This is a genomic window from Saccharopolyspora terrae, assembly GCF_004348435.1.
GTDB lineage: Bacteria > Actinomycetota > Actinomycetes > Mycobacteriales > Pseudonocardiaceae > Saccharopolyspora > Saccharopolyspora endophytica.
Map to the genome: position 1 here is coordinate 50722 of NZ_SMKS01000003.1, position 26482 is coordinate 77203.

Annotated in this window: 25 protein-coding genes and 1 tRNA gene; 5 read left to right on the forward strand and 21 right to left on the reverse strand. The window is 68.9% G+C overall.

The features are described 5' to 3' along the window. Positions 1-45: 45 nt before the first annotated feature. The 7 genes from E1181_RS03195 to E1181_RS03225 form a co-directional block, all read right to left on the reverse strand. Entirely contained in the window at positions 46-876 is an 831-nt protein-coding gene (locus E1181_RS03195; protein ID WP_132672360.1) for a F0F1 ATP synthase subunit delta, read from the reverse strand. Positions 877-898: 22 nt separating this feature from the next. After that, complete coding sequence (locus tag E1181_RS03200) at positions 899-1456, reverse strand: F0F1 ATP synthase subunit B (protein ID WP_132672502.1); 558 nt, start codon at positions 1454-1456, stop codon at positions 899-901. Between the two features lie 35 nt (positions 1457-1491). After that, complete coding sequence (locus E1181_RS03205) at positions 1492-1749, reverse strand: ATP synthase subunit c family protein (RefSeq protein ID WP_132672361.1); 258 nt, start codon at positions 1747-1749, stop codon at positions 1492-1494. Between the two features lie 104 nt (positions 1750-1853). Continuing rightward, a complete protein-coding gene (gene atpB, locus E1181_RS03210) occupies positions 1854-2633 on the reverse strand; it encodes a F0F1 ATP synthase subunit A (RefSeq protein WP_132672362.1) in 780 nt (259 codons plus the stop codon). A gap of 274 nt (positions 2634-2907) precedes the next feature. After that, entirely contained in the window at positions 2908-3372 is a 465-nt protein-coding gene (locus E1181_RS03215; protein WP_132672363.1) for a hypothetical protein, read from the reverse strand. Next, positions 3372-4538, reverse strand: coding sequence for a glycosyltransferase family 4 protein (locus E1181_RS03220; protein WP_132672364.1), 1167 nt, complete (start codon positions 4536-4538; stop codon positions 3372-3374). The genes E1181_RS03215 and E1181_RS03220 overlap by 1 nt, the downstream gene beginning before the upstream one ends. Before the next feature lie 218 nt (positions 4539-4756). Further along, positions 4757-5407 carry an L-threonylcarbamoyladenylate synthase gene (locus E1181_RS03225; protein ID WP_132672365.1) on the reverse strand — a complete coding sequence of 217 codons (651 nt, stop codon included), beginning with the start codon at positions 5405-5407 and terminating at the stop codon, positions 4757-4759. Positions 5408-5605: 198 nt separating this feature from the next. Here E1181_RS03225 and E1181_RS31705 point away from each other — a divergent pair, with 198 nt between their 5' ends. Then, entirely contained in the window at positions 5606-7141 is a 1536-nt protein-coding gene (locus tag E1181_RS31705) for an alpha/beta fold hydrolase (RefSeq protein WP_207921996.1), read from the forward strand. A gap of 101 nt (positions 7142-7242) precedes the next feature. Here the strand turns inward: E1181_RS31705 and prmC are convergent, their stop codons facing one another. From prmC to rpmE, 3 genes are all read right to left on the reverse strand, one after another. Then, on the reverse strand, positions 7243-8115 hold the full coding sequence (gene prmC / locus E1181_RS03235; RefSeq protein WP_132672366.1) for a peptide chain release factor N(5)-glutamine methyltransferase: 873 nt from the start codon (positions 8113-8115) through the stop codon (positions 7243-7245). Between the two features lie 10 nt (positions 8116-8125). Further along, positions 8126-9193, reverse strand: coding sequence for a peptide chain release factor 1 (gene prfA / locus E1181_RS03240; protein ID WP_132672367.1), 1068 nt, complete (start codon positions 9191-9193; stop codon positions 8126-8128). A 121-nt stretch (positions 9194-9314) separates the two neighbouring features. After that, on the reverse strand, positions 9315-9527 hold the full coding sequence (gene rpmE, locus E1181_RS03245; protein WP_093413636.1) for a 50S ribosomal protein L31: 213 nt from the start codon (positions 9525-9527) through the stop codon (positions 9315-9317). A 244-nt stretch (positions 9528-9771) separates the two neighbouring features. On the opposite strand from rpmE, the gene E1181_RS03250 reads away from it, so the two are divergent. Continuing rightward, on the forward strand, positions 9772-10182 hold the full coding sequence (locus E1181_RS03250; protein WP_132672503.1) for a hypothetical protein: 411 nt from the start codon (positions 9772-9774) through the stop codon (positions 10180-10182). A gap of 191 nt (positions 10183-10373) precedes the next feature. Here E1181_RS03250 and rho read toward each other — a convergent pair whose 3' ends face one another. From rho to argS, 6 genes are all read right to left on the reverse strand, one after another. Then, positions 10374-12257, reverse strand: a complete 1884-nt coding sequence (gene rho, locus E1181_RS03255) for a transcription termination factor Rho (protein ID WP_132672368.1) — start codon at positions 12255-12257, stop codon at positions 10374-10376. An 874-nt stretch (positions 12258-13131) separates the two neighbouring features. After that, positions 13132-14049, reverse strand: coding sequence for a homoserine kinase (gene thrB / locus E1181_RS03260; protein ID WP_132672369.1), 918 nt, complete (start codon positions 14047-14049; stop codon positions 13132-13134). Next, the gene (gene thrC, locus E1181_RS03265) at positions 14046-15134 is read right to left on the reverse strand and encodes a threonine synthase (RefSeq protein ID WP_207921997.1); all 1089 of its coding nucleotides are present in this window, start codon (positions 15132-15134) and stop codon (positions 14046-14048) included. Before thrC ends, thrB begins: the two co-directional genes overlap by 4 nt. Continuing rightward, positions 15131-16435, reverse strand: a complete 1305-nt coding sequence (locus tag E1181_RS03270; protein WP_132672370.1) for a homoserine dehydrogenase — start codon at positions 16433-16435, stop codon at positions 15131-15133. Before E1181_RS03270 ends, thrC begins: the two co-directional genes overlap by 4 nt. Further along, positions 16436-17854, reverse strand: a complete 1419-nt coding sequence (gene lysA, locus E1181_RS03275) for a diaminopimelate decarboxylase (protein WP_132672371.1) — start codon at positions 17852-17854, stop codon at positions 16436-16438. 96 nt (positions 17855-17950) lie between these two features. Continuing rightward, on the reverse strand, positions 17951-19612 hold the full coding sequence (gene argS / locus E1181_RS03280) for an arginine--tRNA ligase (RefSeq protein ID WP_132672372.1): 1662 nt from the start codon (positions 19610-19612) through the stop codon (positions 17951-17953). A gap of 254 nt (positions 19613-19866) precedes the next feature. Between argS and E1181_RS03285 the strand changes: the two genes are divergently transcribed. Next, on the forward strand, positions 19867-20649 hold the full coding sequence (locus E1181_RS03285) for a DUF3105 domain-containing protein (RefSeq protein WP_132672373.1): 783 nt from the start codon (positions 19867-19869) through the stop codon (positions 20647-20649). Next, positions 20646-21320: a DUF305 domain-containing protein gene (locus tag E1181_RS03290; protein WP_132672374.1), complete on the forward strand. Its 675-nt coding sequence runs from the start codon at positions 20646-20648 to the stop codon at positions 21318-21320. The genes E1181_RS03285 and E1181_RS03290 overlap by 4 nt, the downstream gene beginning before the upstream one ends. Before the next feature lie 45 nt (positions 21321-21365). Here E1181_RS03290 and E1181_RS03295 read toward each other — a convergent pair whose 3' ends face one another. After that, the gene (locus tag E1181_RS03295; protein WP_132672375.1) at positions 21366-22283 is read right to left on the reverse strand and encodes a cation diffusion facilitator family transporter; all 918 of its coding nucleotides are present in this window, start codon (positions 22281-22283) and stop codon (positions 21366-21368) included. A gap of 239 nt (positions 22284-22522) precedes the next feature. Here E1181_RS03295 and E1181_RS03300 point away from each other — a divergent pair. Continuing rightward, positions 22523-22595: transfer RNA gene (locus E1181_RS03300), tRNA-Arg, on the forward strand. 167 nt (positions 22596-22762) lie between these two features. Here E1181_RS03300 and E1181_RS03305 read toward each other — a convergent pair. From E1181_RS03305 to paaC, 4 genes are all read right to left on the reverse strand, one after another. Beyond that, complete coding sequence (locus tag E1181_RS03305) at positions 22763-23695, reverse strand: LCP family protein (protein ID WP_328590831.1); 933 nt, start codon at positions 23693-23695, stop codon at positions 22763-22765. Positions 23696-24030: 335 nt separating this feature from the next. Next, positions 24031-25110, reverse strand: a complete 1080-nt coding sequence (gene paaE, locus E1181_RS03310; RefSeq protein WP_132672376.1) for a 1,2-phenylacetyl-CoA epoxidase subunit PaaE — start codon at positions 25108-25110, stop codon at positions 24031-24033. A gap of 1 nt (position 25111) precedes the next feature. Beyond that, positions 25112-25603 (reverse strand): 1,2-phenylacetyl-CoA epoxidase subunit PaaD, encoded by a 492-nt coding sequence (gene paaD / locus E1181_RS03315; RefSeq protein WP_132672377.1) that lies wholly within the window; start codon positions 25601-25603, stop codon positions 25112-25114. Beyond that, positions 25597-26481, reverse strand: coding sequence for a 1,2-phenylacetyl-CoA epoxidase subunit PaaC (paaC, locus tag E1181_RS03320; protein WP_132672378.1), 885 nt, complete (start codon positions 26479-26481; stop codon positions 25597-25599). Before paaC ends, paaD begins: the two co-directional genes overlap by 7 nt. Between the last annotated feature and the right edge of the window lies 1 nt (position 26482).

The window sequence follows — 26482 nt, forward strand, 5'->3', positions numbered from 1 at the left end:
TGCGCGCCGCGCGCCCGGCCCGGGAGCCGGGGCGCGGCGTCGGCATCAGTCGGCCAGGTCGCGCCGCAGCGTCTGCAGGCGTCCCGTCACGCTGCCGTCGATGACCTCGTCACCGACCTTGATCAGCAGCCCGCCCTCGACACCGGGATCGATCTCCAGGTGCAGAGCGATGGGACGGGCGTAGATCCGCTGCAGGGTGCGCGACAACCGGTCCTGCTGTTCCGCGCTGAGCGGGAAAGCGGAACGGATGTGCGCCACCGAGCGTTCCCGGCGCTTCGCCGACAGCTCGGCCAGCTCTTCCAGCCCCTCGCTGACCCGCCGGCCACGCGGCCGGGCCACGAGCTGCCGGACCAGTTCGAGGGTCACTGGTTCGACCTTGCCCTCGATGAGCCGATCCAGCACGGCGGTCTTGCCCGCCGGCTCCCCGGAGGGGTCCGACAGCAAGCGCTCCAGGTCGACCTCCGAGCCGATGATCCGGCCCAGCCGGAACAGCTCGTCCTCGACGGCGTCGAGGCGACCCGCCCGCTCGGCCTGCACCAGCAGCGCGGTGCGGGCCAGCTGCTCCAGCCCGCCGACCAGGTCGCTCGGGCTCGACCAGCGTGCGCGGACGGCTTCGACGATCACCGGCAGCGCCCGGGCGCCGACCTTGGACTCCAGCAACCCGCGGGCCAGGTTCTCCCTGGACTGCGCGTCGGTGGAGGCGTCGGCGAGCGCCCGCCGGAGCGTGGACTCACGGCCCAGCAGAGCGGCCACGCCGAACAGCTCGTCGGCGAGCCCGGTGATCTCCGCAGCCTGAGCCCCGTCAGTGGCCTGCAGCAACTGCAGCTGACTCGCTGCCATTGCCTCACGGCTCGCGGCGTTCACGAGGGTGCTCAACTCTCAGCGCCTTTCACTAGGTTCAGGGCTTGGCCGACTCGGCCGGGGCCGAGGTCGCGTCCAGCTCGTCGAGGAACCGGTCAACGGTGCCGCGACGACGCGCCTCGTCCTCCAGGGACTCGCCGACCACCCGGCTGGCCAGGTCGACCGCCTGACGTCCCAGGTCGGAACGCAGTTCGGCGACGATCTGAGCCCGCTGGTGCGCCAGCTGGGACTGGCCCTGGCTGACGATGCGGTCCGACTCGGTCTGAGCCTGAGTCCGCATCTCCTCCAGGATCTGCTGCCCCTCGGCACGGGCGTCGTCGCGAATGCGTGCGGCCTCGGCGCGAGCCTCGGCCAGCTGCGACTTGTACTGCTCCAGGGTCCGCTGTGCCTCGGCCTGCGCGGCCTCGGCCTTCGCGATCCCGCCCTCGATCCGCTCGCTGCGCTCCGCGTAGATCTTCTCGAAGCGCGGGACCGCGAACTTCCAGAGCACGAACAGCAGCAGCCCGAACGCGACGAGACCGACCACGATCTCCGCGGGCTCCGGGACGATCGGGTTGTGCTCGCCTTCAGCGGCGAGCAGCATCTGGGTCTTCACCACAACGTCTCCCAACGCGTTGAGCCGTCAGATGATCAGGCAGCCGACGCGATGAAGTAGACGACCAGACCGATCAGCGCGAGCACCTCGACCAGAACGAAGGAGATCCAGGCGATGCCCTGCAGCTGGCCCTGGGCCTCCGGCTGGCGGGCGGTGCCGTTGATGACGGCGGCCCAGATCAGACCCACGCCGATGCCCGGGCCGACGGCGCCGAGGCCGTAGCCGATCGCGGCGAGACCGGGGTTGATGTTGCCCGCAGCCTCAGCGGCCTGCGCGAGAACGATGTTGCTCACTTTCACTACCTTTCACTCGGTCCGCTTTATCTGGGCGGATCGACAGGTCCTTTTTCGGATCGGAAAGTCTTTGTCGTCGCCCGGTTTTTATTTGTGTCAGGCCCTCAGTGGCCTTCGGCCAGCGCTGCGCCGATGAAGTTGGCGGTCAGCAGGGCGAAGATGTAGGCCTGAAGCACCTGAATCAGGGCTTCGACAAAGGTCAGGGCGATAGCGAAGGCGAATGCCACCACGGAGATGGGCTTGAACGCCACGCTCGCCTCGAGGAGCAGGTACTCACCGCCGAGCGTGAACACCAGCAGGATGAGGTGTCCGGCGAACATCGCGGCGAACACTCGGACCGCCAGAGCGGCCGGCTGCGCGACGAACTTCTGCAGGAACTCGATGGGTGCCAGCAGAAGGTAGATCGGCTTCGGAACCCCGGGCGGGAACATGATGTGCTTGAAGTAGCCCAGGAAGCCGTGCCGGGCGAAGCCCACCCCGTGGAACACCACGTAGACCACGGCGGCCAGCGCGATCGGGAAACCGATCTTGGACATCGTGGGGAACTGGATGATCGGGATGATCCCGAAGAGGTTGTTCACCAGTACGAACGTGAACAGCGCGAAGATCAGCGGCACGAAAGGACGGAAGTCCTTGGCACCGATCTGCTCCCGGGCAATCTTGTTCCGGCTGAACTCGTAGGCGAACTCGGCCACGAACTGACCCTTGCCCGGAACCAGCTTGAGGTTTCGGGTGGCGATCAGGAAGTAGGCGCCCACGATGATCGCCGAAGCCACGACGAGAACCATCGGCTTGGTGACTCCGCCGGCGATCGGCGGGAGGAAAAAGCTATCGGCGCCCGGCGGCTGGAATGTTCCGCCTTCGGCCAGCATCAGCGCGCCCAACTGGGCTCCTTCCGGTTCTCCCGGCCGAACTTCACTCTTCCGGGGGAATCGTCACGTTTTGCACTTAACGTACCTGATACGCGATCCGGCACGCGGAGGGGCCCTCCCCACCCAGTGGTGTCTGAAGGCCGACCTTCTGGTGCCCTTCAACCCGCTGTGCAGGGAAGGCTTGCGGTCGAGACCTTACCAGCGGGTAAGTAGCCTACCGACATGCTGGTCGGCTACCCCTGCGATTGCACCCGTCCGCAGGTTCGGATTACGCCGTGAGAACGGTTCAGTTGGTCGGAATGATGGTCGGGATCTTGGTGCGCTTGAAGGCCACCACCTCAGCCCCCGCCCACACCATGACCGTGGCCAGCATCGTGAAGGCCAGCGATTCCCGGTGGATGGCGTCGATGCCTCCCAGCAACGTCATCACCACCAACAGCACCAACATCTTGCCGACATAACCACCGAGTGCGATGACCATCACAAATTGCGGGTTCATGCCTCCGGAGAACCGCATCAGCCAGATGGTCAGCAGCGAGGACCCGAACGCCACGACCCCACCGATCAGCGCTCCCACCAACCCGGGAACCCCGACCAGGACCGTCGCCACGATCGCCCCGAGGACCACAGTGGCCGCACCCGGCCACACCGCGGTGCGCAGCATCGCCGTGGCCAACCTGCGCACGACCTCGGCGTGCGGGTTCTCCGGCTCGGCCTGCTCGCCGGTGGCGGGCTCGGATGCTTCGCTCATCAGGACTCTCGATCGGCTCGGGTTCGCATGCGCGGAATCAACGAAATGATAGCGGCCAGCAGCACCGTCAATGCCACGACCCAGCCGACCACCCACGTGTTGAACAGCGTCAACGACACCGCACCGAAGGCGATCACCGCCGCCCACAGGTACATCAGCAGCACCGCGCGGCGCTGCGAGTGCCCGATTTCCAGCAGCCGGTGGTGCAGGTGCATCTTGTCGGCGTGGAACGGGCTCTTGCCCGCCTTCGTCCGCCGCACCACCGCCATGATCAGGTCCAGCAGCGGGACGAACAGCACCGCCGCGACCACCAGCAGCGGCGAGAGCAGCGCGATCGTGTCGCCCGGTCCGGAACCGGTGTAGATGATCCGGCCCGAGGCCGAGGTGCTCGCCGTCGCCAGCATGAGGCCGATCAGCATCGACCCGGAGTCGCCCATGAAGATCTTCGCGGGCTGGAAGTTGTGCGGCAGGAAACCCAGGCAGGCGCCTGCGATGGCGGCCGCGATCAGCGCCGGCGGGTAGGCGTTGACGTCGCCGTTCTGCCGGTCCAGCACGCTCAGGCAGAACACGAACGTCGCGGTCGCCGAGATCAACCCGATGCCCGAGGCCAGCCCGTCCAGACCGTCGACGAAGTTCATCGCGTTGATCATGGCCACGACCAGCAGCACCGTCAGCAGCTGACCCTGGTTGCTGCCCAGCACCAGCAGCTGACCGACGTGACCGTCCGTGCCGCCCCACGGCACCCAGAACACGAACCACTGCACACCGGAGAGCACCAGGATCCCGGCCGCGGTCACCTGCCCGGCCAGCTTCGTCAGCGAATCCAGCTCGAAGCGGTCGTCGAGCGCGCCCACCAGCACGATCAACCCGCCGGCGATGAGCACCGCCAGCGAATCCTTGGAGTAGGCGAAGCCGCGCGACAGCGCGGGCAGGTTCGCGGCCAGGAACGTCGCGGCCAGCACACCGCCGTACATCGCCACGCCGCCCATCCGCGGCATCGGCTTGACGTGCACGTCGCGGACCCGCGGGTAGGCGACCGCGCCCACCCGGATGGCCAGCAACCGGACGAGCCCGGTCAGCAGGAACGTGGTGACCGCCGCCGTGAGCATGACCAGCAGGTACTCACGAGCGGGCAGTCCGACCGGGGCGAAGGGTGCGTAGTCCATACCGGTGGCTCACCCGCGCTGCGGCGCGAAGTAGAAGTTCAGCCCCCAGGACGGAGTAATCAAACCCGGCGCTCCTCATCGCTTGAGAATCGCGGTCCCCTCAACGGCGTCGCCGCGGCGCACCGCGCCCGAGCGGCGAGACCGCCGCCCGCCCCGTCAGGGACGACTGGTCCGCGTTGTTTCCGCTGTAACGCTATCGATCCGCGCACCGGGACTTCTCACCGGTCCGCTTCGATCTCCACGCCCAGCACATCGGACAACTCCGCCCTGCTCACAGCGCCGTCGCGCAGCACCCGAGGGGTTGCCTGGGTGAGATCGACGATGGTCGAGGCCACCGCGTCCCCCGAAGGACCGCCGTCGAGGTACACCTGCACGCGGTCGCCCAGCTGCGCCTCGGCCTCCTCGGCGTTGGTGGCGGGCGGCTGACCAGTGTGGTTGGCGCTGGAGACGGCCATCGGGCCGACCTCGCGCAACAGGTCCAGCGCGACAGGGTGCAGCGGCATCCGCAGGTTCACGGTGCCCCGGGTCTCGCCCAGGTTCCAGTTCAGTGACGGTGCCTGCGGCAGGACCAGGGACAGCCCACCCGGCCAGAAGGCCTCGATGAGCGCGCGAGCCTGCTCCGGAACCGACATCACCAGCCCATCCACAGTGGACCAGGACCCCACGAGGACCGGAACGGGCATGTCCGGGCCCCGCCCCTTCGCCGCCAGGAGCGAACGCACGGCCTCGGCGTCGAAGGCGTCGGCGCCGATGCCGTAGACCGTGTCGGTCGGCAGCACGACGAGCCCGCCGGCGCGGACCGCGTTCGCCGCGGCGGCCAATCCCGCCTTGCGCTTGTCCGGACTGCTGCAGTCAAAAACGGTGCTCACTCCTCTCATCCTGGCACGCCACGCCGAGACCCCTTCAGGTGGTGCAGCAGATCACCATCTAGGAGCATCCTGACGAGTAACACCGGGGCATCGGCCCGAGATCAATTCGGGTGTGGCCGTGGACACGAAACGAGCCCGACCTCCCACGCGTCTGCCGGACACGGGCACCGACGAAGCACGGAAATGAGGAGAACACTGATGACCGCCCCACCCCAGGGTGTCGAGGTCGACCAGATCGAATTCCCGGCCGGCAAGGTCCGCTACTACAAGGCGGGAACCGACGGGCCACCGATCGTCCTGCTGCACGGCGGCGGACCCGACAACGCCCTGCTGAGCTGGCGGAACACCATCGGCGTTCTGGCCGCCGACCACCGCGTCTACGCCCCCGACCTGCCCGGTCAGGGCGGCAGCACCGAGTGGCGCGGACGAGGCAACCAGCGCACCTTCGAAGAGGTCCTGCGCTGGCTGCTCGACGCCTGGCGGATCCCCCAGGCCACCCTGGTCGGCCTGTCGATGGGCGGCAGCATCGCGGCCGGATTCACGCTGCGCCACCCCCAGCGGGTGCGCGCGCTCGCGCTGGTCGACAGCACCGGGATGCAGCACCGCATGCCGCACCACCTGGCGACCTACCTGCTGATGCGCACCGGGTTCAGCGGCCGGATGGCGGCCACGCTGCTGCGCAGCAACCGCTCCCTGGTGCGCTTCGCGCTCAACAAGGTGTTCTTCGCCGACGCCTCGTCGGTGCGGGACCTGGAGTCCATCGTCGACGAGGTCAGCGCCGAAGCCGCCGTCCGCCGCTCGGTCTTCGCCGACTGGCACGCCGACGCGATCAACCGCCGCTCGATGACCATCAACCACCTGCCCCAGCTCAACCGGATCACCTGCCCGGTCACGGTGATCCACGGGGAGAAGGACGCCCTGGTCCCGGTCGCCTCCGCCCAGGAAGTGGCGGGCACCATCCCGGGCGCGCAGCTGCGGGTCATGCCGCAAGCGGGCCACTGGCCGAACCGCGAACGGCCCACCGAGTTCAACGCGCTGCTCCGCGAGTTCGTCAACGCCATCAACACCCAGGCGATCGCCCCGCAGAAGGGGGCCACCGGCCCGGCCAAGCGGGATGAGAGCGCGGAGGCCCCGACGCACCGGCTGAAGGTCCCGAAGCCGGGCGAGTCCCCGAAGCCGGAGGACGCCCCCGGCACCGAGGACTCCCCCGCTGCGAAGGACGAGAGCGTCGACTCCCCGACCACGCTGCTGAAGGTCGGATCCGTCAGCACCGCTCCTGAATCCACGGAGTCCACCGAGTCCACTGAGGACACCGCGGGAACCGCCGAATCCGCGGAACCGGAGGGAACCGAGTCGTCGGAGGCGAAGCCCGCGGAGGAAACCAAGTCGCCGGAGGCAGAAACGGCGGAGGAAGCAGAGTCGACGAAGAGCGAGTCGGCGGATACCGAATCGACGGAGAGCGAGTCGACGGAGGAGAAGTCCGACGATGCCGTCTCCCCGGAGAAGCCTGCCGACGACAGCGCCGAGACCGCAGACGCCGAGAAGAAGGCCACCACCGACGCACCGACCCGCTTCCTGAAGGTCGGCTCGGAACCGGCGACCCCGGCCGAAGACGAAGAGGCAGGAGCCAAGACCGAGAAGCCCGACGAGACGTCCTCGGACAAGACCTCAGAGGACGACGAGAAGCCGAAGAAGGACGATTCCCAGGGCACCGGCGACAAGCCCGCGACCTGAGCAAGGGAACCTTCCGCTCACCAGAGGCCCCTGTCCATCACCGGGAATCCGCTCCCCGATGGGCAGGGGCCCTTCTCATCGCGAGGAAGGGAACCTTCCTGTCACTCCGGGTGGGTGCGGCGGGCAGTCGCGAAGCGGGGGCGGCCGGCGAGGTCCGGGTGTTCCTGGACCTCGGTCAGGACCCTGCGGGCGCGCAGCAGCGCGGGCACCGAACCGCCGTGGGTGTCGTCGTGCTCGATCGCCACGCCGCCGCCCGGTTTGAGCAGCCGGGCCGCGCAGGCCACCACGTGGCGGACGACGTCGAGCCCGTCCCGGCCGCCGAAGACGGCCTCGTGCGGGTCGTGGTTGCGGACCTCCGGCGGGACCGGGGTTCCGTCCGGGACGTACGGCGGGTTGCAGACGACCAGGTCGACCATGCCCTCCAACTCCATGAACAGCATGGGGTCGGTGACGTCACCGGAGTAGAGGCCGATCGGGGTGTCCCCCGCCTCCGACCGCAGACCGGCGTTGCGGCGGGCCCATGCCAGGGCAGCTGGGTCCTTCTCGACCGCGTGCACGCACGCGTCCGGGCGGGCGTGCGCCAACGCCAGGGCGAGCGCCCCCGAACCCGAGCACAGATCGACGATCGTGGGCCGCTCGACGCCGTCCACGACACCGACGCCCCACTCGACCAGCAGCTCCGTCTCCGGGCGGGGCACGAACACGCCGGGCCCGACCTCCAGGTCCACGCCGCCCAGGTGGGCGCGACCGGTCAGGTGCTGCAGCGGGACGCGGGCGGCGCGCTGGCCCACCAGTTCCTGCAGAGCCTCCACGACCGGCGGGTCGACCAGGGGAACCATCATGAGCTTGGTGCGCTCGACGCCGAGCAGATGCGCGGCGAGAAGCTCGGCGTCGGCGCGCGGACTACCCACGCCCGCCGCCGCGAGAGTGCGCTCGGCCTCCAGAATCGCCAAGCGCAGTGGCTGTCGGGTCACGTCGGTCAGCTTAGAGCGCAAGGCGCTCGTTGCGATCGGCAGCGAGCAGCGCGTCGAGCACCGCGTCCAGGTCGCCGTCGAGAACGTGGTCGAGGTTGTACGCCTTGTAGTTGACCCGGTGGTCCGAAATCCGGTTCTCCGGGAAGTTGTAGGTGCGGATGCGCTCCGAGCGGTCCACCGTGCGGACCTGGCTGCGACGGGTCTCCGACGCCTCGCGCTCGGCCTCTTCCTCGGCTGCCGCCTGCAGCCGGGCCTTGAGCACCTGGATGGCGCGCAGCTTGTTCTGCAGCTGCGACTTCTCGTTCTGGCAGGACACCACGATGCCCGTCGGCAGGTGGGTGATGCGCACCGCCGAGTCCGTGGTGTTCACGCTCTGGCCACCAGGCCCGGAGGACCGGTACACGTCGATGCGCAGGTCCTTCTCGTCGACCTCGACCTCGACCTCTTCGGGTTCGGGGTAGACCAGGACACCGGCCGCGGAGGTGTGCACGCGCCCTTGGGACTCGGTGACCGGCACGCGCTGCACGCGGTGCACGCCACCTTCGAACTTCATCTTCGACCACACGCCGTCAGGGCTGTTGTCGCCCGCCTTGGCCTTGAGCGCGACGGTGGCGTCCTTGTAGCCGCCGAGATCGGATTCGGTGGCATCGAGAACCTCGGCGCGCCAGCCGCGGCGCTCGGCGAAGCGCAGGTACATGCGCAGCAGGTCGCCGGCGAACAGCGCGGACTCCTCGCCGCCCTCACCGGACTTGACCTCCAGCACCACGTCGGAACCGTCGTGCGGGTCGCGCGGCAGCAGCAGCTCGGTGAGCTTGTCCTCCAGCTCGGGGATGCGCTCGGCGAGCCGCTCGGCCTCCTCGGCGAACCCCTCGTCCTCGGTGGCCAGCTCCTGCGCGGTCTCCAGGTCGGAGCGGATCTCGTCCAGCTCGCGCGAGGTGCGCACGATGGGGGTGAGCTCGGCGTAGCGGCGGCCGAGCTTGCGGGCGTTCGCCTGGTCGACGTGCACGCTCGGGTCGGCCAGCCGCTTCTCCAGATCGTCGTACTCGGCCAGCAGACCTTCGAGCTTCGATGTCTCCACGGGGCGACCCTTTTCCTGACGGCTGTGAAGTGGGACGAAGCCGCCCCGGTCGAGACGGCCCTCACGCAAAGACGGCGCCCGCCCTCACGCGTGATGCGGAGAGCGGGCGCCGTCGGCGCAGCTACTTCTTGCGCTTGCCGTAACGGGCCTCGAAGCGGGCCACGCGGCCACCGGTGTCCAGGATCTTCTGCTTGCCCGTGTAGAACGGGTGGCAGTTCGAGCAGACCTCAACGGTGATCTGACCGCTCTTGCGGGTGCTGTGGGTGGTGAAGCTGTTGCCACAACCGCAGTTAACCTGCGTCACCACGTACTCGGGGTGGATGCCACTCTTCAACGGCTTTTCCTCTCAACTTGGCCGCCGGGTCCACGCGCCCATCGCAGCGTGGTGAACCGGGACCGGAACCAGCCTTCAATTGTGCCAGACCACGGCACGCGACCTGCAACGCAGGTGTTCGGAGCAGTATTCCCGGAGCCGTTCGTCGCACCAGTGCGACCGCCCGGCGCAGCAGAGCAACCGCCCGCCGAGACCCGGCGCACCCGAGATGCACAACCCGGTGAACACCGTTCATTATTTGCGCGTGTTGTTCTGCGCCGTGCTGGGGAAGCTCACGATCCGGTCGTGGGTGTCCCTCCCTCTGCTCTTCTTGGGCAGCGCCACCGGCGTCGCCGCGCTGATCGACCTGCTGGCGTTGCGGCGCGAGCTGACGCTGCAGAGCGAGCTGTCGCTGTCGGCCCCGCTGCTGTTCGGCTTCGCCGCCGGTCTGGCGCTGTTCAGCGCCGACCAGGTGCAGTGGCGCTTCCGCTGGCAGCGGCTGAGCCTGCGCATCGCCTACCCCCTGGCGATGGTCGCGTGCGCGATCGCCCTGGACGCCCTCACGCTCCCGATCGGCGCCGCCCTGATCATCGGACCGATCGCAGCGGTACTCCTCGGAGCGATGCTGAAGCGCACTGCCGATGCGCGCGACGAGGCCGACTACCTCACCTCGTGAGCTCCTCGGCACCGGCGAGCAAGGGAACCTTCCTGTCACCGCGCCACCGAGCCGAGCCTTGCATGGGAACTTTCCCGCCACCGAGCCACTGAGCCCGAGCTGAGCGAGGGAACCTTCCTGTCACTTCCCACGCAAAGAGCAGGGCCCGCACCACTCGGGTGCGGGCCCTGCTCTCCGGTCGGGACGAACGATCAGTCGTCGTCCTTGCCCGGGGTGGTCTTGGCGACCTGCATCAGGAACTCGATGTTGGTGCGCGACTTGCGCAACCGGTCCTGCAGGAGTTCCAGAGCCTGCTGCGCGTCGAGGGCGGAGAGCACCCGGCGCAGCTTGTGCGTGACGGCCAGCTCGTCCGAGGACAGCAGGATCTCGTCCTTGCGGGTGCTGGAGGAGTCCACGTCGACCGCGGGGAACAGCCGCTTGTCGGCGAGCTTGCGGTCCAGCTTGAGCTCCGCGTTACCGGTGCCCTTGAACTCCTCGAAGATGACCGTGTCCATGGTCGAACCGGTCTCCACCAGCGCCGTGGCGAAGATGGTCAGCGAGCCGCCGTTCTCGATGTTGCGAGCCGCGCCCAGGAACCGCTTCGGCGGGTACAGGGCGGTGGAGTCGACACCACCGGACAGGATTCGCCCGGATGCCGGGGCCGCCAGGTTGTAGGCGCGGCCCAGACGGGTGATCGAGTCCAGCAGCACGACGACGTCGTGGCCCATCTCCACCAGGCGCTTGGCGCGCTCGATGGACAGCTCGGCGACCGTGGTGTGGTCCGACGGCGGGCGGTCGAAGGTGGAGGCGATGACCTCACCCTTGACCGAGCGCTGCATGTCGGTGACCTCTTCCGGACGCTCGTCGGCCAGGACGACCATCAGGTGGCACTCGGGGTTGTTCGTGGTGATCGCGTTGGCGATCGCCTGCAGCACCATCGTCTTACCGGCCTTGGGCGGCGAGACGATCAGCGCGCGCTGCCCCTTGCCGACGGGCATCACCAGGTCGATGATCCGGCCGGTCAGGTTCTGCGGCTCGGTCTCCAGGCGCAGCCGCTCGTTCGGGTACAGCGGCGTCAGCTTGTGGAACTCGGAGCGGCTCTTGGCCGCTTCCGGCTCCAGGCCGTTGATGGAGTCCACCCGCACCAGCGGGTTGAACTTCTGCCGCTGCTGCTCGCCCTCGCGAGGCTGCTTGATGACGCCCTTGATCGCGTCACCGCGGCGCAGACCGTACTTGCGCACCAGCGACAGCGAGACGTAGACGTCGTTCTGGCCGGCCAGGTAGCCGGAGGTGCGCACGAAGGCGTAGTTCTCCAGCACGTCGAGGATGCCGGCGACGGGCAGCAGGACGTCGTCCTCGCGGACCTCCGGCTCACCGCCTTCGCCACGACCGCGGTTGCGGCGGCGGTCGCGGAAGCGACGGCCACCTCGGCCCCGGCGACCGCCCTCGTCGTCATCGTCCTGCCGGTTGTCCCGATCCTGACGATCCTGACGGTTGCTGTCCCGGTCCTGACGGTCCTGACGGTTGTTGTCCCGGTCCTGCCGGTTGTTCTCGGACTTGCGCTCGGCGTTGCCGCCGCCGCGCTGGTCGTCGGCACCGCCCGACTCGGTGCCCGCGTTGTTGCGCCCGCTGGAACGGCGACGGCGGTTGTTGCCGCGACGATTGTCGTCGTCACCGCCGCTTTCGCCGGACTGCCGCCGGGTGCGGGTGCGCGTGGGGGCGGAGCCGTTGTTGTTCGGCTCGGCCGCGGTGTCGCGCGAGGCGTTGTCGCCCTCGTTGCTGGTGCTGTCGAGGGTCGGCTGACTTCCCTTGGCGGGGGATTCTTCGCTGCGCACCTGCGCCTTCTTCGCGGTCGAGCGGGTTCGCGGCGCAGTGCTGCCGCCGCCCTGCTTCTCCTTGATGGCGGCGATCAGGTCGCCCTTGCGGAGGCCCCCGGTCTCGATCCCCAGTTCCCCCGCGAGTTGGCGCAGCTCGGCAAGAACCATGCCGGAGAGTCCGCCACGTCGCCGCGGAGTGCCGTTGGCCTCGGCGTCCTGCTGGCCAGCAGATGAGGTGCCGTTGGCGGCCTCGCTGCTCAACAGTTCGGTGTTGCTCACGAATGTCCTTCCTGACCGGACCGCGCCTCCTACGCGACCCAGCGGATTGCCCGCCCGCTCGTTTGAGTGCGGACGGCCGGTATGTGCTACCAGCCCTTTCGCCGGTCGGATTCGCCCCTCGGACGCAGCATTACCGACTTCGACGTTGGCTCGGGGAACCAGCAGCACCGGGCAGTGGGAGGCACCCGGCTCGCGTGGTCCATGTGCGACGCATCCACTCCGATCCACACGTGCCGATGCACGTCCTGCCGCCTCGTTCCAGGAATCCCCGACTCTCGGATTGCCCCGGTGGTGAACCGGGAAACTTCAGGATCCGGGTCGGCGTCATGGTCACCTTGGGAGGCCACACCGTGGAACTTAAGGCCCCCACCCCGACATCGGCAACGGATTGGCGCCGATGATCCCGAAGCGAACTCACTTTGAGTTGACAACTCCTGCCTCGGTCACCGCGGTCGCCAGACCCACCTCAGTTGATCTTCACCCGTGTCGGGCGGAGTCCAATTCACAGCGGGAGATGCGCCCCGGAAAACGATGTTCCGGGCACGGCACCGGCCCTAGGCGCGGTGACTGATTGACCTTGAGGGTAGACGCCCCGTAGTTCGGGTGCAACAACCCCCTGGGCGTGTGGCGCCCTTGCAGATCGTGCCGTCGACATTCAGCGAAACGAAGGCCCCCGGAAGCGGGCGCGATCCTCGAGCTCGAAGATCAGGTCCGCCTAGTTTCCTCCGGCGCCTCGCACAGCCGGATCGTCGGCGACACTTCCTTTCTACCACTTCTCGCGAAACCGCCGCGCCCGGGGTCGGTGAACTGCGCATTTCCGCTCGGCGCACAGTCCGGGCACGGCGGCTCAACAGGAGATGACCGGCGCGCGGAATCAGCTCTCGACGTGCGTCCGGACGCCTGCGCGATCGACCGGGAGGTCCAGCGCCTTGAACCCGTCCGGGGCAACCTCGTGCGCGTTCGCGTTCTTGCTCGGCAGCGCCAGAACGGTCGGTCCCGCGCCGGACACGGCCGCCGCGATCCCCTCGGCTCGCAGCGCGCGCACCAGCGCGACGGTCTCCGGCCACGCCGATTCGCGGTAGTCCTGGTGCAGCCGGTCATCGGTCGCGGCCAGCAGCAGCGACGGATCCCGGGTGATCGCGTGCACGGCGAGCGCCGCACGACCTGCCGCGAACGCCGCGTCAGCGTGCGGAACCCGCTCCGGCAGCAGCCCGCGAGTCACGTTCGTCGCCGATTCCCCTTGCGGCACAAAGGCGACCGGCGACACGTCCGGATGCGCCGGAACGCTCACCGCGCGGAATCGGTCGGATTCCCTCCAGGCGACGACGAAATCGCCGAGCATGCTCGCCGCCACGTTGTCGGCGTGCCCCTCGCGCACCGCCGCCAGGTGCAGCGCGCGCTCGACGTTCTCCGCTGCCCGCACGTCGATTCCCGCCAGACCGTGCGCAATGGCGATGCCGGCGACGATGGCCGCCGCGGAAGAACCCAGCCCCCGCGAATGCGGAATGTTGTTCTCGCAGTGCAGATCGAGCGCGGGAAGGTCCGCGATCCCCAGCTCCGCCAGGGTGTCGTGCACGACCCGGACGACGAGGTGCCGCTCGTCGGTGGGCAGCATCCCCGCGCCCTGCCCGGCCACCGACACCGTCGCGGTGCCGGGCGGGCCGTCGATCACGCGCGCGAAGACCGTGTCGTGCAAGGACAACGCCATGCCCAGCGCGTCGAATCCGGAGCCGAGGTTCGCCGTCGACGCGGGAACCTCGACCCGGATCGTCCGCGCCGGGAGCGAGCTCAACGCAGCTCCAGGGCGTCGGCGACCGCGCTCGGGTCGACCGGCAGCGGCTCGACCTCGACCATGCCCGCCAGCGCGGTGTCGGGGTCCTTCAACCCGTGACCGGTGACGGTGCAGACGACGACCGAGCCCTTCGGCAGGCTTCCGTCGGCGGAACTGGCCAGCAGGCCCGCCACGCTCGAGGCCGACGCGGGCTCGACGAACACGCCCTCCCGACCCGCGAGAACCCGGTAGGCGTTGAGGATCTCCTCGTCCGTCACCGCCGAGAAGAGGCCGTTCGAGGCGTCCTTGGCCTTGACCGCGCCCTGCCAGGAAGCCGGGCTGCCGACGCGGATCGCGGTCGCGATCGTCTCGGGCTCGGCGACAGGCTGACCGTGCACCAGCGGCGCGGCACCCGCGGCCTGGAAGCCGAACATCCGCGGCAGCGAGTCGGTGATCCCGTCGCGGTGGTACTCGGTGTAGCCCTTCCAGTAGGCCGTGATGTTGCCGGCGTTGCCGACCGGCAGGCAGTGGATGTCGGGGGCGCGGCCGAGCACGTCGCAGATCTCGAACGACGCGGTCTTCTGGCCCTCCAGGCGGACCGGGTTGACCGAGTTGACCAGCGTGACCGGGTGCTCCGCTGCGGTCTTGCGGGCCAGCTCCAGGCAGTCGTCGAAGTTGCCCTGCACCTGCAGGATCTTGGCGCCGTGCACCACGGCCTGGGCGAGCTTGCCCAGCGCGATCTTGCCCCGGGGCACCAGCACCGCGGAGGTCAGCCCCGCGCGGGCGGCGTAGGCCGCGGCCGAAGCCGAGGTGTTGCCGGTGGAGGCGCAGATGACGGCCTTGCTGCCCTCGGCGAGCGCGTGGGTGATGGCCACCGTCATGCCGCGGTCCTTGAACGAACCGGTCGGGTTGGCGCCCTCGACCTTGAGGTAGACGGTGCACCCCGTCTGCTCGGACAGGTACGGCGCGGGCACCAAGGGGGTGTTGCCCTCCTGCAGGGTCACGACGTGCGCCCCGTCGGGAACCTCCACCCGGTCCCGGTAGGCCTCGATCAGGCCTGGCCACCCGGCCCCGGACCGCGTCGGAGCACTCTGGATGTTCGTCACGTCGGTTCACCTTCCACGCGCATCACGCTGACCACTTCGCGCACAATCGGGAGCTGCGCGATCTTGTCCACTGTGGACGAAAGTGCCGCGTCGGGGGCGGTGTGCGTGACCACCACGAGGCTGGCCTCCGCACCTCTGCCCTGCTGACGCACCACCGAAATGCTCACATCGTGCTCGTTGAACGTCGCCGCGACCTGCGAGAGCACACCAGGTTTGTCGGCCACGTCGAGGCTGATGTGGTAGCGGGTCGGGGTCTTGCCCATCGGCTGGACCGGCAGCTGGGCGTGCGCGGACTCCCGCGGCCCCTTGCCCTTCACGACCAGGTTCCGGGCGACCGCCACGAGGTCCCCCAGCACCGCGCTCGCCGTCGGAGCACCCCCGGCGCCCTGCCCGTAGAACATCAGCTGACCGGCGGCCTCTGCCTCCACGAACACCGCGTTGAACGCCCCGCCGACACCGGCCAGCGGGTGGCTGCGCGGGATCATCGCCGGGTGCACGCGCGCCGACACCGACTCGGTGCCGTCCTCGTCGATCACCCGCTCGCAGATCGCCAGCAGCTTCACCGTGCGATCGAGGGTCGCCGCCGCCGCGATGTCGCCCGGGGTGACCGCGGAGATCCCCTCCCGGTGCACATCGCTGGCCGTCACGCGCGTGTGGAAGGCCAGCGACGCGAGGATGGCGGCCTTCGCCGCGGCGTCGAAGCCGTCCACGTCCGCCGTCGGATCCGCCTCCGCGTAGCCCAGGCGCCCGGCCTCGTCGAGGGTCTCCGAGTAGCCGGCACCGGTGGAGTCCATCGCCGACAGGATGTAGTTCGTCGTGCCGTTGACGATGCCCATGACCCGGTTGATCCGGTCACCGGCCAACGACTCGCGCAGCGGACGCAGCAGCGGAATGGCTCCCGCCACGGCGGCCTCGAAGTAGATGTCGGTGCCCGCCTCGTCGGCAGCCGCGTACAGCTCCGAGCCGTGCTCGGCCAGCAGCGCCTTGTTCGCCGTGACCACCGACTTGCCCGAACGCAGCGCGGTGAGCAGCAGCGAACGGGCCGGCTCGATGCCGCCGATGAGCTCGACGACGACATCGACGTCACCCTCCACCAACGCCTGGGCATCGGTGGTCAACAAGTTCTCGGGCACCTCGGGATGCTTGTGCGGGCGCCGCACCGCGACGCCGGTGACCAGCATCGGGGCCCCAGTGCGCGCCGCGAATTCCTCCGGTTGATCCTGCAGCAGCCGCAGCACCTCGGTGCCCACGGTGCCGCAGCCCAACAGCGCGACCCTGATCGGTTCACGGTCCCGGATCACTCACACCTCCAGCCGGAGCAGGTCGTCCTCGGTCTCCCTGCGCAGCAACAATCGCGCTTGACCAGCGCGAACCGCAACCACCGGCGGCTTGGGCAGGCGGTTGTAGTTGCTGGCCATCACGTAGCAGTACGCCCCGGTGGCGGCCACCGCGAGCAGGTCTCCCGGAGCAATGTCCTCTGGAAGCCAGCAATCGCGCACCACTACGTCACCGGATTCACAGTGCTTGCCCACGATGCGGGACAGAACCGGCTCCGCTTCAGCCGAACGCGACACCAATCGGCTGTCGTAGACCGCGTCGTAGAGCGAGGTGCGGATGTTGTCGCTCATCCCGCCGTCAACGCTGACGTAACGGCGCTCGACGTCGGCTCCCAGCGCGACGTCCTTGATCGTGCCCACCTCGTAGACGGTGATCATGCTCGGGCCGACGATGGCGCGCCCCGGCTCCACCGCGATCTTGGGAACCGGAAGACCGGCGTTGTCGGCTTCCTTGCCCACGATCTCGAACAGCCGGGTGGCCAGCTGCGACGGAGGCATCGGGTCGTCGTCCGGGGTGTAGGCGATGCCCAGACCGCCACCGAGGTCCACGGTGTCGGCCGAGGCCAGCGCCTCCTCGCCGTGCTCCTCGCGCAGCTCGGCCAGCAGCCGCACCACCCGGTGCGCGGCCAGCTCGAAACCGTCCACCTCGAAGATCTGCGAACCGATGTGGCTGTGCAGACCGGCCAGCTCCAGCGAATCGGCCTTGAGCACCCGGGCCACGGCCTCGGCGGCCTGCCCCGCGGCCAGCGAGAACCCGAACTTCTGGTCCTCGTGCGCGGTGGCGATGAACTCGTGGGTGTGCGCCTCGACGCCGACGGTGACGCGCACCAGCACCCGCTGCCGGGCGCCGCGCTGGGTGGCGATGTGGTCGAGCCGGGCGATCTCGTGGAAGGAGTCCAGCACCACCGAGCCGACCCCGGCCTCCACGGCCGCGGTCAGTTCGGCGACGGACTTGTTGTTGCCGTGGAACGTGATGCGCTCAGCCGGGAACCCCGCGCGCAGCGCCACGGCGAGCTCGCCGCCGCTGCACACGTCCAGGCTCAGCCCCTCCTCGGCGACCCAGCGGGCCACCTCGGTGCACAGGAACGCCTTGGACGCGTAGTGCACGGCGGACGGGTCGCCGAACGCCTCGGCGTAGTCGCGGGCGCGGGACCGGAAGTCGTCCTCGTCGAGCACGAACAGCGGCGTGCCGTACTGCTCGGCGAGTTCCCGCACGTCCAAGCCGGCGACGCGGACGACGCCGTCAGCGCCGCGCTCGCTGTTGCGCGGCCACACCTGGGGGTGCAGCTCATCGATCTCCCCGGAACTCGCCGGAGACGGTCCTGCGGTGTTGCCGGGTGGCACGACATCGGCGTGCCGAGGCCCGGCGGGATGGGCGCGCATGTTGACAAAGCTCCTTCGCGCAGCCTGCCGCTGGACAGGCGGTGAGATCAGGCAGCACGGCACCCTCCTCGTCGAGGGCGAGCCGTCCGCCTGCGATTACATCTGTTCCGGCGCGCTCACGCCGAGCAGGCCCAGACCGTTGGCCAGCACCTGGCGGGTGGCCTCGCACAGCTGCAGCCGGGCGATGGTCAGCGGGTTGGCCTGGTCGTCACCGGGCTGCAGCACGCGGCACGCGTCGTAGAACTTGTGGTACGCGCTGGCCACGTCCTCCAGGTAACGAGCCACCCGGTGCGGTTCGCGCAGCTGGGCGGCCGAGCGCACCACGCGGGGGAACTCGCCCAGGGTGCGGATCAGGTCGCCCTCACGTTCGTGGGTGAGCAGCGACAGGTCGGCATTCTCCACGGATCCCCGCTCGATGCCCAGGGACGTGGCGTTGCGCTGCAGCGACGACAACCGGGCGTGCGCGTACTGCACGTAGAAGACCGGGTTCTCGTTGGTGCGCTTGCTGATCAGGTCCAGGTCGATGTCCACCGCGGAGTCCACCGAGGAGCGGATCAGCGAGTAGCGCGCGGCATCCACGCCCACGGCCTCGACGAGGTCCTCGAGGGTGACCACGGTGCCGTTGCGCTTGCTCATGCGGACCGGTTTGCCGTCGCGCATCAGGTTCACCATCTGGCCGATCAGCACCTCGACCACGGACGGGTCGTCACCGAGCGCCGCGGCGGCGGCCTTGAGCCGGGCGATGTAGCCGTGGTGGTCGGCACCGAGCATGTAGATGCACAGGTCGAAGCCGCGGGACCGCTTGTCGCGCAAGTAGGCGATGTCGCCGGCGATGTAGGCCGGATCGCCGTCGCTCTTGATGACGACCCGGTCCTTGTCGTCGCCGTACTCGGTGGAGCGCAGCCACCAGGCGCCGTCGGTGTAGTAGAGGTGATCGGAGGCCTTGAGCTGCTCGACGCAGGTCTCGACCTGGCCGGAGCTGTGCAGCGAGTCCTCGTGGAAGTAGACGTCGAAGACGGTGCCGAAGTCGTTCAGGCTCTGCTTGATCTCTTCGAACATCAAACCGACGCCAACGCGGCGGAAGGTCTCGTTCCGCTCGTCGTCGGGCTTGTCCAGCACGCCCGGCTCCGCCTTGAGGACCTGCTCGGCGATCTCGCCGATGTAGCCGCCGCCGTAGCCGTCCTCCGGGGCGGGCTCACCCTTGGCCCCGGCGATGAGGGACCGGACGAAGCGATCGATCTGCGCACCGGCGTCGTTGAAGTAGTACTCGCGGGTCACCTCGGCGCCCTGAGCGGAGAGCACCCGTCCCAGCGCATCGCCCGCGGCCGCCCAGCGGGTGCCGCCGAGGTGGATGGGGCCGGTCGGGTTGGCCGAGACGAATTCCAGGTTCACCTTCAGGCCGTTGTAGAGCTCACCCTTGCCGTACTCGGCACCGCTGCCCAGCGCTTCGCGCACGATCTGGGCCTGGGCGTCGGGCGCGAGCCGCAGGTTCAGGAAGCCGGGACCGGCGACATCGGCCACGTCGATGGCGTCCTGGCTGGTCAGCGCCTCGGCGAGCCAGGTGGCGAGATCGCGCGGAGCCACTCCTGCCTTCTTGGCGACCTGCATCGCGATGTTGGTCGCGTAGTCGCCGTGCTCCGGGTTTCGCGGGCGCTCGACGGTGACCGCCTCAGGCAGCACCGACGTGTCCAGCCCACGGGCGGAGAGCACGTCGACGGCGGTGTTGCGGACCAGTTCAGCGAGCGCGGCAGGAGTCACCCTGTGAAGTTTAGGGATCCTTCCACCCAGTTCAGACGCCGGGTGCCGCCCACTCCGTGGACTCGCTGGGGGCCGTTCGGCCCAGCGGGATTGCGCGCCGCGCGCGAGGCGACCACGGGGCGTGATCGAAGCGTTGTCTGTGTGTGAGAACGTGTGGTGGCGAGCATTTGCCTATCGGCACACCGCCACACGGGCAATCTCTACACTGGCGGGCGCTGTCCCCCGGTTCTGGCGAGACGAGGTTTGCGAGCAGCATGGCTAAGAACAAAGCGGTGCGCGGCGCCGCCGTGGTGAACCAACGGTCCATCCCGTGGATGCTGGTCTCCGGGGTGACGGTGGTCGCGGTGTTCGCGGCGGTGATCTTCGGATACGCCTACACCCGGTGGTCGGATCAGGCCGCGACGCGCGATGCGCAGGCAGCCGCGGAGAAGGCCACCGAGGCGTTCAAGCCTTCGCCGCAGAACCCCGACCCGTCGAAGGGGATCCCCGGGGTCGTCACCGCTCAGTACGAGGGTCAGCAGCACGTGACCCCGAGCCAGCGCGTCGCCTACGACAAGAACCCGCCGTTCGGCGGCCCGCACGACGGCGTCTGGGCCGACTGCACCGGTGTGGTCTACCCGCAGGCGGTGCGCACCGAGAACATGGTCCACTCGCTGGAGCACGGCGCGGTCTGGATCGCCTACAACCCGGACAAGGTCGACGAGGCCGGCCTAGACCGCCTCAAGGTCCGCGCCCAGGGCAAGCCGTACACGATGCTGTCGCCGTACCCGGGCCTGGACAAGCCGATCTCGCTGCAGTCGTGGGGTCACCAGCTCAAGGTCGACAGCGCCGACGACCCGCGGATCGACCAGTTCATCACCGCGCTGCGCCTGAACAACAACGGCGTGTACCCCGAGGTCGGCGGCTCCTGCCAGGCCTACCCGGGCGCGTTCGACACCAACAACCCGCCGAAGTTCGACGCGACGCCGCCCGGCCCGGATGCGGTCACCATGGACGGCAAGGGCGCGAACGCCGGCTCCGGCCAAATGGGCCAGTGAGCTCGTTGCCCCAGGCACGACGCGTTTCGCAGGTCATCGTCGCCATCGTGGCGGCCTTCTCCCTGCTGCTGTTGGGGGCGGCGCTCGGACTGCTGATCCGGGTGCCGTCCTTCGACAGCGCGGAGCCCGAGGCCACGGCGGTCGACGTCGGGTTCTCGCAGGACATGAGCGTCCACCACCAGCAGGCGGTGACCATGGCGACGCTGGCGCGGGAACGCGCCGATGACGTCGCCACCCGACAGCTCGCCTTCGACATCGAGACCAATCAGCGCGACCAGATCGGCCGCATGCAGGGCTGGTTGGGCATCTGGAACCAGCCGGCCCAGGCGACGGGGCCGGTCATGCAGTGGATGACCGAGAGCACCGGCCACCAGCACGGCGCCGCCCCGATGCCGATGCCGATGTCCGGCGGCGCCTTGATGCCGGGCATGGCCACCAGCGAGGAACTCTCCCGGCTCGGCACGCTTCGAGGCCCGGAGTTCGACGTCTACTTCCTGCAGCTGATGTTGCGCCACCACCAGGGTGGAGCTCCGATGGCCGAGTACGGCGCGACGCACGCCGCCGTCCCCGCGGTCCGCGCCCTGGCGAAGAACATGCTCGGCTCCCAGGGCAGCGAGATGGAGCTGATGAAGACCATGCTCAGCCAGCGCGGCGCGAAGCCGCTGGCGTGAGCACGGGAACCTTCCGCTCACCCTGAGCCGGCGGCCCGCAGCCGTTCACCAGGTCAGCTCCTGGCAGCGTCGAGCGCATTCGGCGGGCTCGACCTGCAGGGTCGCGTGCTCGATCCGGTAGCGCTCCGACAGCAACCGCTGCGCGGCGGTGAGGACACCACCGTGGTCGGCGTCGGGTCCTGCTGTCAGGTGAGCGGAGGCGACCTCCATGCCCGAGGTCAGCGTCCACACGTGCAGGTCGTGAACCTCCGTGACCGACGGGAGCGCGGCCAGATCGCTGCGCATCGCCTGCACGTCGAGATCTTCGGGAGCCTGCTGCACCAGGATCCGCAGCGCTTGGCGGGCGAGCGTGAAGGTTCGGGGCAGGACGAAGAGCCCGACGCCGACGGCGATGATCGGGTCGGCGAGGTACCAGCCGAACGCCCAGGTCACGAAGCCGCCGACGAGCACACCGGCCGAGCCGATGGTGTCGGCGAGGACTTCCAGGTAGGCGCCGCGCACGTTGAGGCTTTCGCCCGCACCCTTGCGCAGCAGCGCGAACACGACGAGGTTGGCCAGCAGACCCGCGGCCGCGGTGACCATCATCGGCAGGCCGGCGACCTCCTGCGGATCTCGGAACCGCTCCACGGATTCGAACAGGATGTAGCCGGCGACGCCGAACAGCAGCACGGCGTTGGCCAGCGCGGCGAGGACTTCGACGCGGTAGAGGCCGAAGGTGCGCTTGTTGCCCGCGGGACGTCGAGCGGCGGTGATCGCGGCCAGCGCCATCCCCACGCCCAGGACGTCGGTGAGCATGTGCCCTGCGTCGGACAGCAGGGCGAGCGACGACGTCAGCCACCCGACGACGGCTTCGAGCACGAAGAAGGCGAGCAGCACGCCGAAGGCGATGGACAGCCTGGTCACGTAGCGGCCGGACGCGTGGACCGCATCCGCCGCGGATCCGTGCCCATGACCGTGCCCCATCTCTTCGCCTCCTCACATCCAGGTCAGATACATAGCAAAGTATGCATGATTTGGAGCGCGGGACGAAAGCGCCCTGCAACCCAGATCACCACCCGCCCGCCTCGGGTGCGGTGACAGGAAGGTTCCCAAGCGCCCATCCGCCGGCAACTCCCAGATGAACACCGTCGAGGCGCAGCAACCCACCCCGCCCCAAACACGCGTGCAGCGTGCGATAAGCTATCGATCGTCCGCAGCGACGAGCCCTCGTAGCTCAGTGGATAGAGCACTGCCCTCCGGAGGCAGGTGTCACAGGTTCGAATCCTGTCGAGGGCGCATTCGAAGGACAAGCAAAACCGCCCCTGGCCAGTAAAAACAAGGCCAGGGGCGGTTTTGTGCATCGGCCACTGTCGGTACGTGTCTGCCGTTCTCAGCCGATGGTTGAAAGACGCAGGAAGACTGGAAGCTGCTCCCGCACATGATCCGATGGTGGCCTTGGGATGTCAGTTCATGATCAGATCTTCCGGGACCGGGTCGTCGGTTTCCATCGCCGCGAAGAGCCGCAGCGCCTTCTCCCCGTCCCACCGGCTGGCCGTGGCGTCGGTGACTGGAACCGTCGTCGTCACCACGCCGCCTGAGGACATGCCGCGCATCGCCCAACCCAGCGACAGCAGGTCACCCGGACCGTCCGAGTCGAGCATCGTCAACGCACCCGCACCCTCGTCCGCCAGCGCGTACGCACGGAACGGGTTGATCAGGGTGGTGATGCTCGACGCCTCGGCGGCCAGGGCGCCGATGAACTTGCGCTGGTTGGCGACCCGGTCCAGGTCCGATCGCGGGGTCGCGTCGCTGTAGCGCATTCGCACGAACGTGAGGGCGTCCGGGCCGTTCAACGTCTGGCAGCCGGCTGGGAGGGTTTGACCTGTCTTGACCTCGTGCATGTCCTGGTCCAGGCACATCTCGACGCCGCCGACCGCTTCGACGAGACCCGCGAAGCCACCGAACCCGACCTCGGCGTAGTGGTCGATGCGCAACCCGGTCGCCTGCTCCACCGTCTGCGCCAGCAGCCGCGGGCCGCCGACGGCGAACGCCTCGTTGATCATCGTCCGGCCCTGCCCCGGGACCGGCACCCGCGAATCGCGCGGGATGCTGATCAACGTGGGGGTCGTGGAGTTGTCCGGCAGGTGCGCGAGCAGGATCGTGTCCGTGCGCTGCCCGTCCGCATCTCCCACGTGCAGGCCGGCCGCCGTCTCCGGATCCAGCCCTTCCCGACTGTCCGAGCCCACGACCAACCAGTTCGTACCCGCGGCCGCCTCCGGTCGGCCCGGATAGTCCGGGAAGGCATCGACCCGGCGGACCGACGAGCCGACGTGGAACCAGAGCCAGCCGGCGAACACCACCGGCAGCACCACCACGGCCACCAGCAGAGGAACCACACGCCCCTTCCAGCCCCGCCTCGGCGCCCGGCCCGCCCCCCTCTCACCGGGTGCGGCTGCGCATTCCAGTCGCGCCGGATCTTATGAGCGTTCATATCAATGAAGACGCCCCGGCTGGCCGGAGGTTGTCCGCTCCGCACGACGAGCCCTCGCAGCTCAGTGGAGAGAGCACTGGTCTCCGGAAAGGTGTGTCGCAGGTTCGAATTCGCCGAGGACGCACTGTGTCGAGGGCACTTCAGCGAGACGAAGAGATCCGCCCCTGAACGATGTTTCCATCCGTTCAGGGGCGGATCTCCTTTGCGCCCACCGATCAGCGCCTTCCGCGCCGGGCCGGATCAGGAATCGAAGTCGACGGTGAGCACGTCGCTGACCGGGACGGACTGGCAGGTCAGGACGAACCCTTCGGCCACTTCCGCTTCTTCCAGCGCGAAATTGCGGCGCATGTCGACCTCTCCCTCGGTGACCTTCGCCCGGCAGGTGCCGCAGACACCGCCCTTGCAGGCGAACGGGAGGTCGGGCCTCGCCTTCTGGGCTCCGTCGAGAACCGATGTCTCCCGCGACAACGCGGTGGTCGTGCGCCGGCCGTCGAGGACGATGGTGGCCTCGGTGGTCTCCCCCGACGGCGCCGCGTCGATGTGCTTCACAGGTTCCGGGGGCACGTCGTCGACGTAGAACAGCTCCCGGTGAATGCGCTGGTCGGCCACACCGAGTTCTCCCAGCAGCTGCTGCGCTCCGGTGACCATGCCGAACGGCCCGCACAGCCACCACTCGTCGACGTCACCGACCTCGGGCACCAGCGCCATCAGCGCGCGCAGCTTCTCCTCGTCGAGACGTCCGGTGAACAGGTCCGCCTCCCGCGGTTCGCGGGAGAGAACGTGCACCAGCTCCAAGCGCTCGGGATAGCGGTCCTTCAGATCGGCGAGCTCATCGGCGAACATCACCGTGTCGGTGCGGCGGTTGCCGTAGACGACGGTCGCGGTGGCTGAAGGGTCCCGAAGAACCGTCGCCGCGATCGACAGCAGCGGAGTGATGCCCGATCCGGCGCCGATCAGCACGTGATGCCCCGGTACCGACTTCGGGCTGAACGCCCCGGTCGGGGCACCCACCTCGATCTCGTCGCCGGGGCGAACGTCGTTGACCAGCCAGGTGGAGAACAACCCGTCGGGGACCTCACGCACCCCGATGCGCGGAGAGCTCCCTTCGGCCGAGCAGATCGAGTACGACCGCCGCTCTTCTCGTCCGTCGATCACGCGACGCAACGTCAGCGACTGACCGGCCCGGAAGTCGTAGGTGCCGGCGAGCTCTGGTGGCACGGAGAAGGTGACCGCGACGGCGTCGTCGCACAGCCTGCTGACCTCTGCGACGGTCAGCGTGTGGAATTCGCCCCGCACCCGGGACTTGGTAGACGCGGTCACCTCAGATCTCCTTGACGTGTTCGAACGGTTCGTCGCACGACCGGCAACGGCGCATCGCCTTGCACGCGGTGGCTCCGAACTCCGACAGCAGTTCGGTGTCCGCCGCGCCGCAGCGCGGGCAGGGAACCTTCCGCTCAGGCGGGTGGAGCGACAACGGCACCGGACCGGGACCGCGTGCGGGGACCCCGCCAGGTGGTGCGATGCCGGCTTCTGCGAGCTTGCGTCGACCCTGCTCGCTGATCCAGTCCGAGCTCCACGACGGCTGCAGCACGGTGCTCACCTCGACTCGGGCGAACCCCGCTCCCTGCAACGCGTGGACCAAGTCGTCGCGCATCGTGTCCATGGCCGGGCAGCCGCTGTAGGTGGGCGTGATGGACACCTTCACCGCACCGTCCTGTTCGGACACCTCGCGCAGCACACCGAGGTCGGCGAGCGTGAGCATCGGCAGCTCGGGATCGCAGACGGTCTCCGCGACGGCTCTGGCGGTCACCACGTCGCCTCCGGGTGCGCTCGGGCGACGCTCTGCAACTCCGCGACGAGGTATCCCATCGCTTCGGTGTGCCGACCGTGCCTGCCGGTTCCGCCGGCTACTCCTGCCTTGCCCGGGACGTCGGGGCGTTCCAGCGTCGCGGCCTGGAACACCTGCGCGAGCACGCCGTCGAACTCCTCGCGCACCGCAGCAGGATCGACCGCGATACCGGCTTCCACCAGGCGGGTTTCGACCTCGTGCGCGGTGAACAGCTCGTCCACGTACGGCCACACGGCGGTCAAGGCCTCCCGCATGCGCTCGCGGGAGAAGTCCGTGCCATCGCCCAGGCGAACCGCCCATTGAGCCGCGTAGTCGCGGTGGTAGGTCAGCTCCTTCACGCCCTTGTCGGCGATGGCGGCGAGCACCGGGTCGCCGGAGGTGGTCAGCCGCTGGAACACCGCGAGCCGCCACGTGGACAGCACCAGCAGCACGGCGATGAGTTGCCCGAAGTCGCCGCGTTCCAGCTCCGCGAGCCGCACGTTGCGGAACTGGTCCTCGTCGCGGAAGAACGCGTAGTCGTCCTCACCACGTCCGCTGCCGTCGGCCTTGCCCGCCCGGGCCAGCAGGAGCCTGGCCTGCCCCAGGAGATCCAGGCCGATGTTGGCGATGGCGACCTCGTCCTCGAGTTCGGGGGCGAAGGTGCACCACTGCTGCAGCCGGTGCGACAGGATCAGCGCGTCGTCACCCAGCATCAGGCAGTACGCGGCCAGATCCGAACCGTCCACACCGGACGGCACCGAGGTGTCGACCCCTGCCAGCGGGTCTTCGAACCCGCTGCCGAAAGCCCAGCGCGAATCGTCGTGCGCGTCGATGAGTGCCTCGTAGGCGTTGTCAAAGGACATC

Bases quoted from the DNA above. Each gene is read 5' to 3' on its own strand.
- E1181_RS03215 (WP_132672363.1), bottom strand. From the start codon at position 3,372: ATGAGCGAAGCATCCGAGCCCGCCACCGGCGAGCAGGCCGAGCCGGAG.
- E1181_RS03220 (WP_132672364.1), bottom strand. From the start codon at position 4,538: ATGGACTACGCACCCTTCGCCCCGGTCGGACTGCCCGCTCGTGAGTAC.
- E1181_RS31705 (WP_207921996.1), top strand. From the start codon at position 5,606: ATGACCGCCCCACCCCAGGGTGTCGAGGTCGACCAGATCGAATTCCCG.
- lysA (WP_132672371.1), bottom strand. From the start codon at position 17,854: ATGCGCGCCCATCCCGCCGGGCCTCGGCACGCCGATGTCGTGCCACCC.
- E1181_RS03285 (WP_132672373.1), top strand. From the start codon at position 19,867: ATGGCTAAGAACAAAGCGGTGCGCGGCGCCGCCGTGGTGAACCAACGG.
- E1181_RS03295 (WP_132672375.1), bottom strand. From the start codon at position 22,283: ATGGGGCACGGTCATGGGCACGGATCCGCGGCGGATGCGGTCCACGCG.
- paaC (WP_132672378.1), bottom strand. From the start codon at position 26,481: ATGTCCTTTGACAACGCCTACGAGGCACTCATCGACGCGCACGACGAT.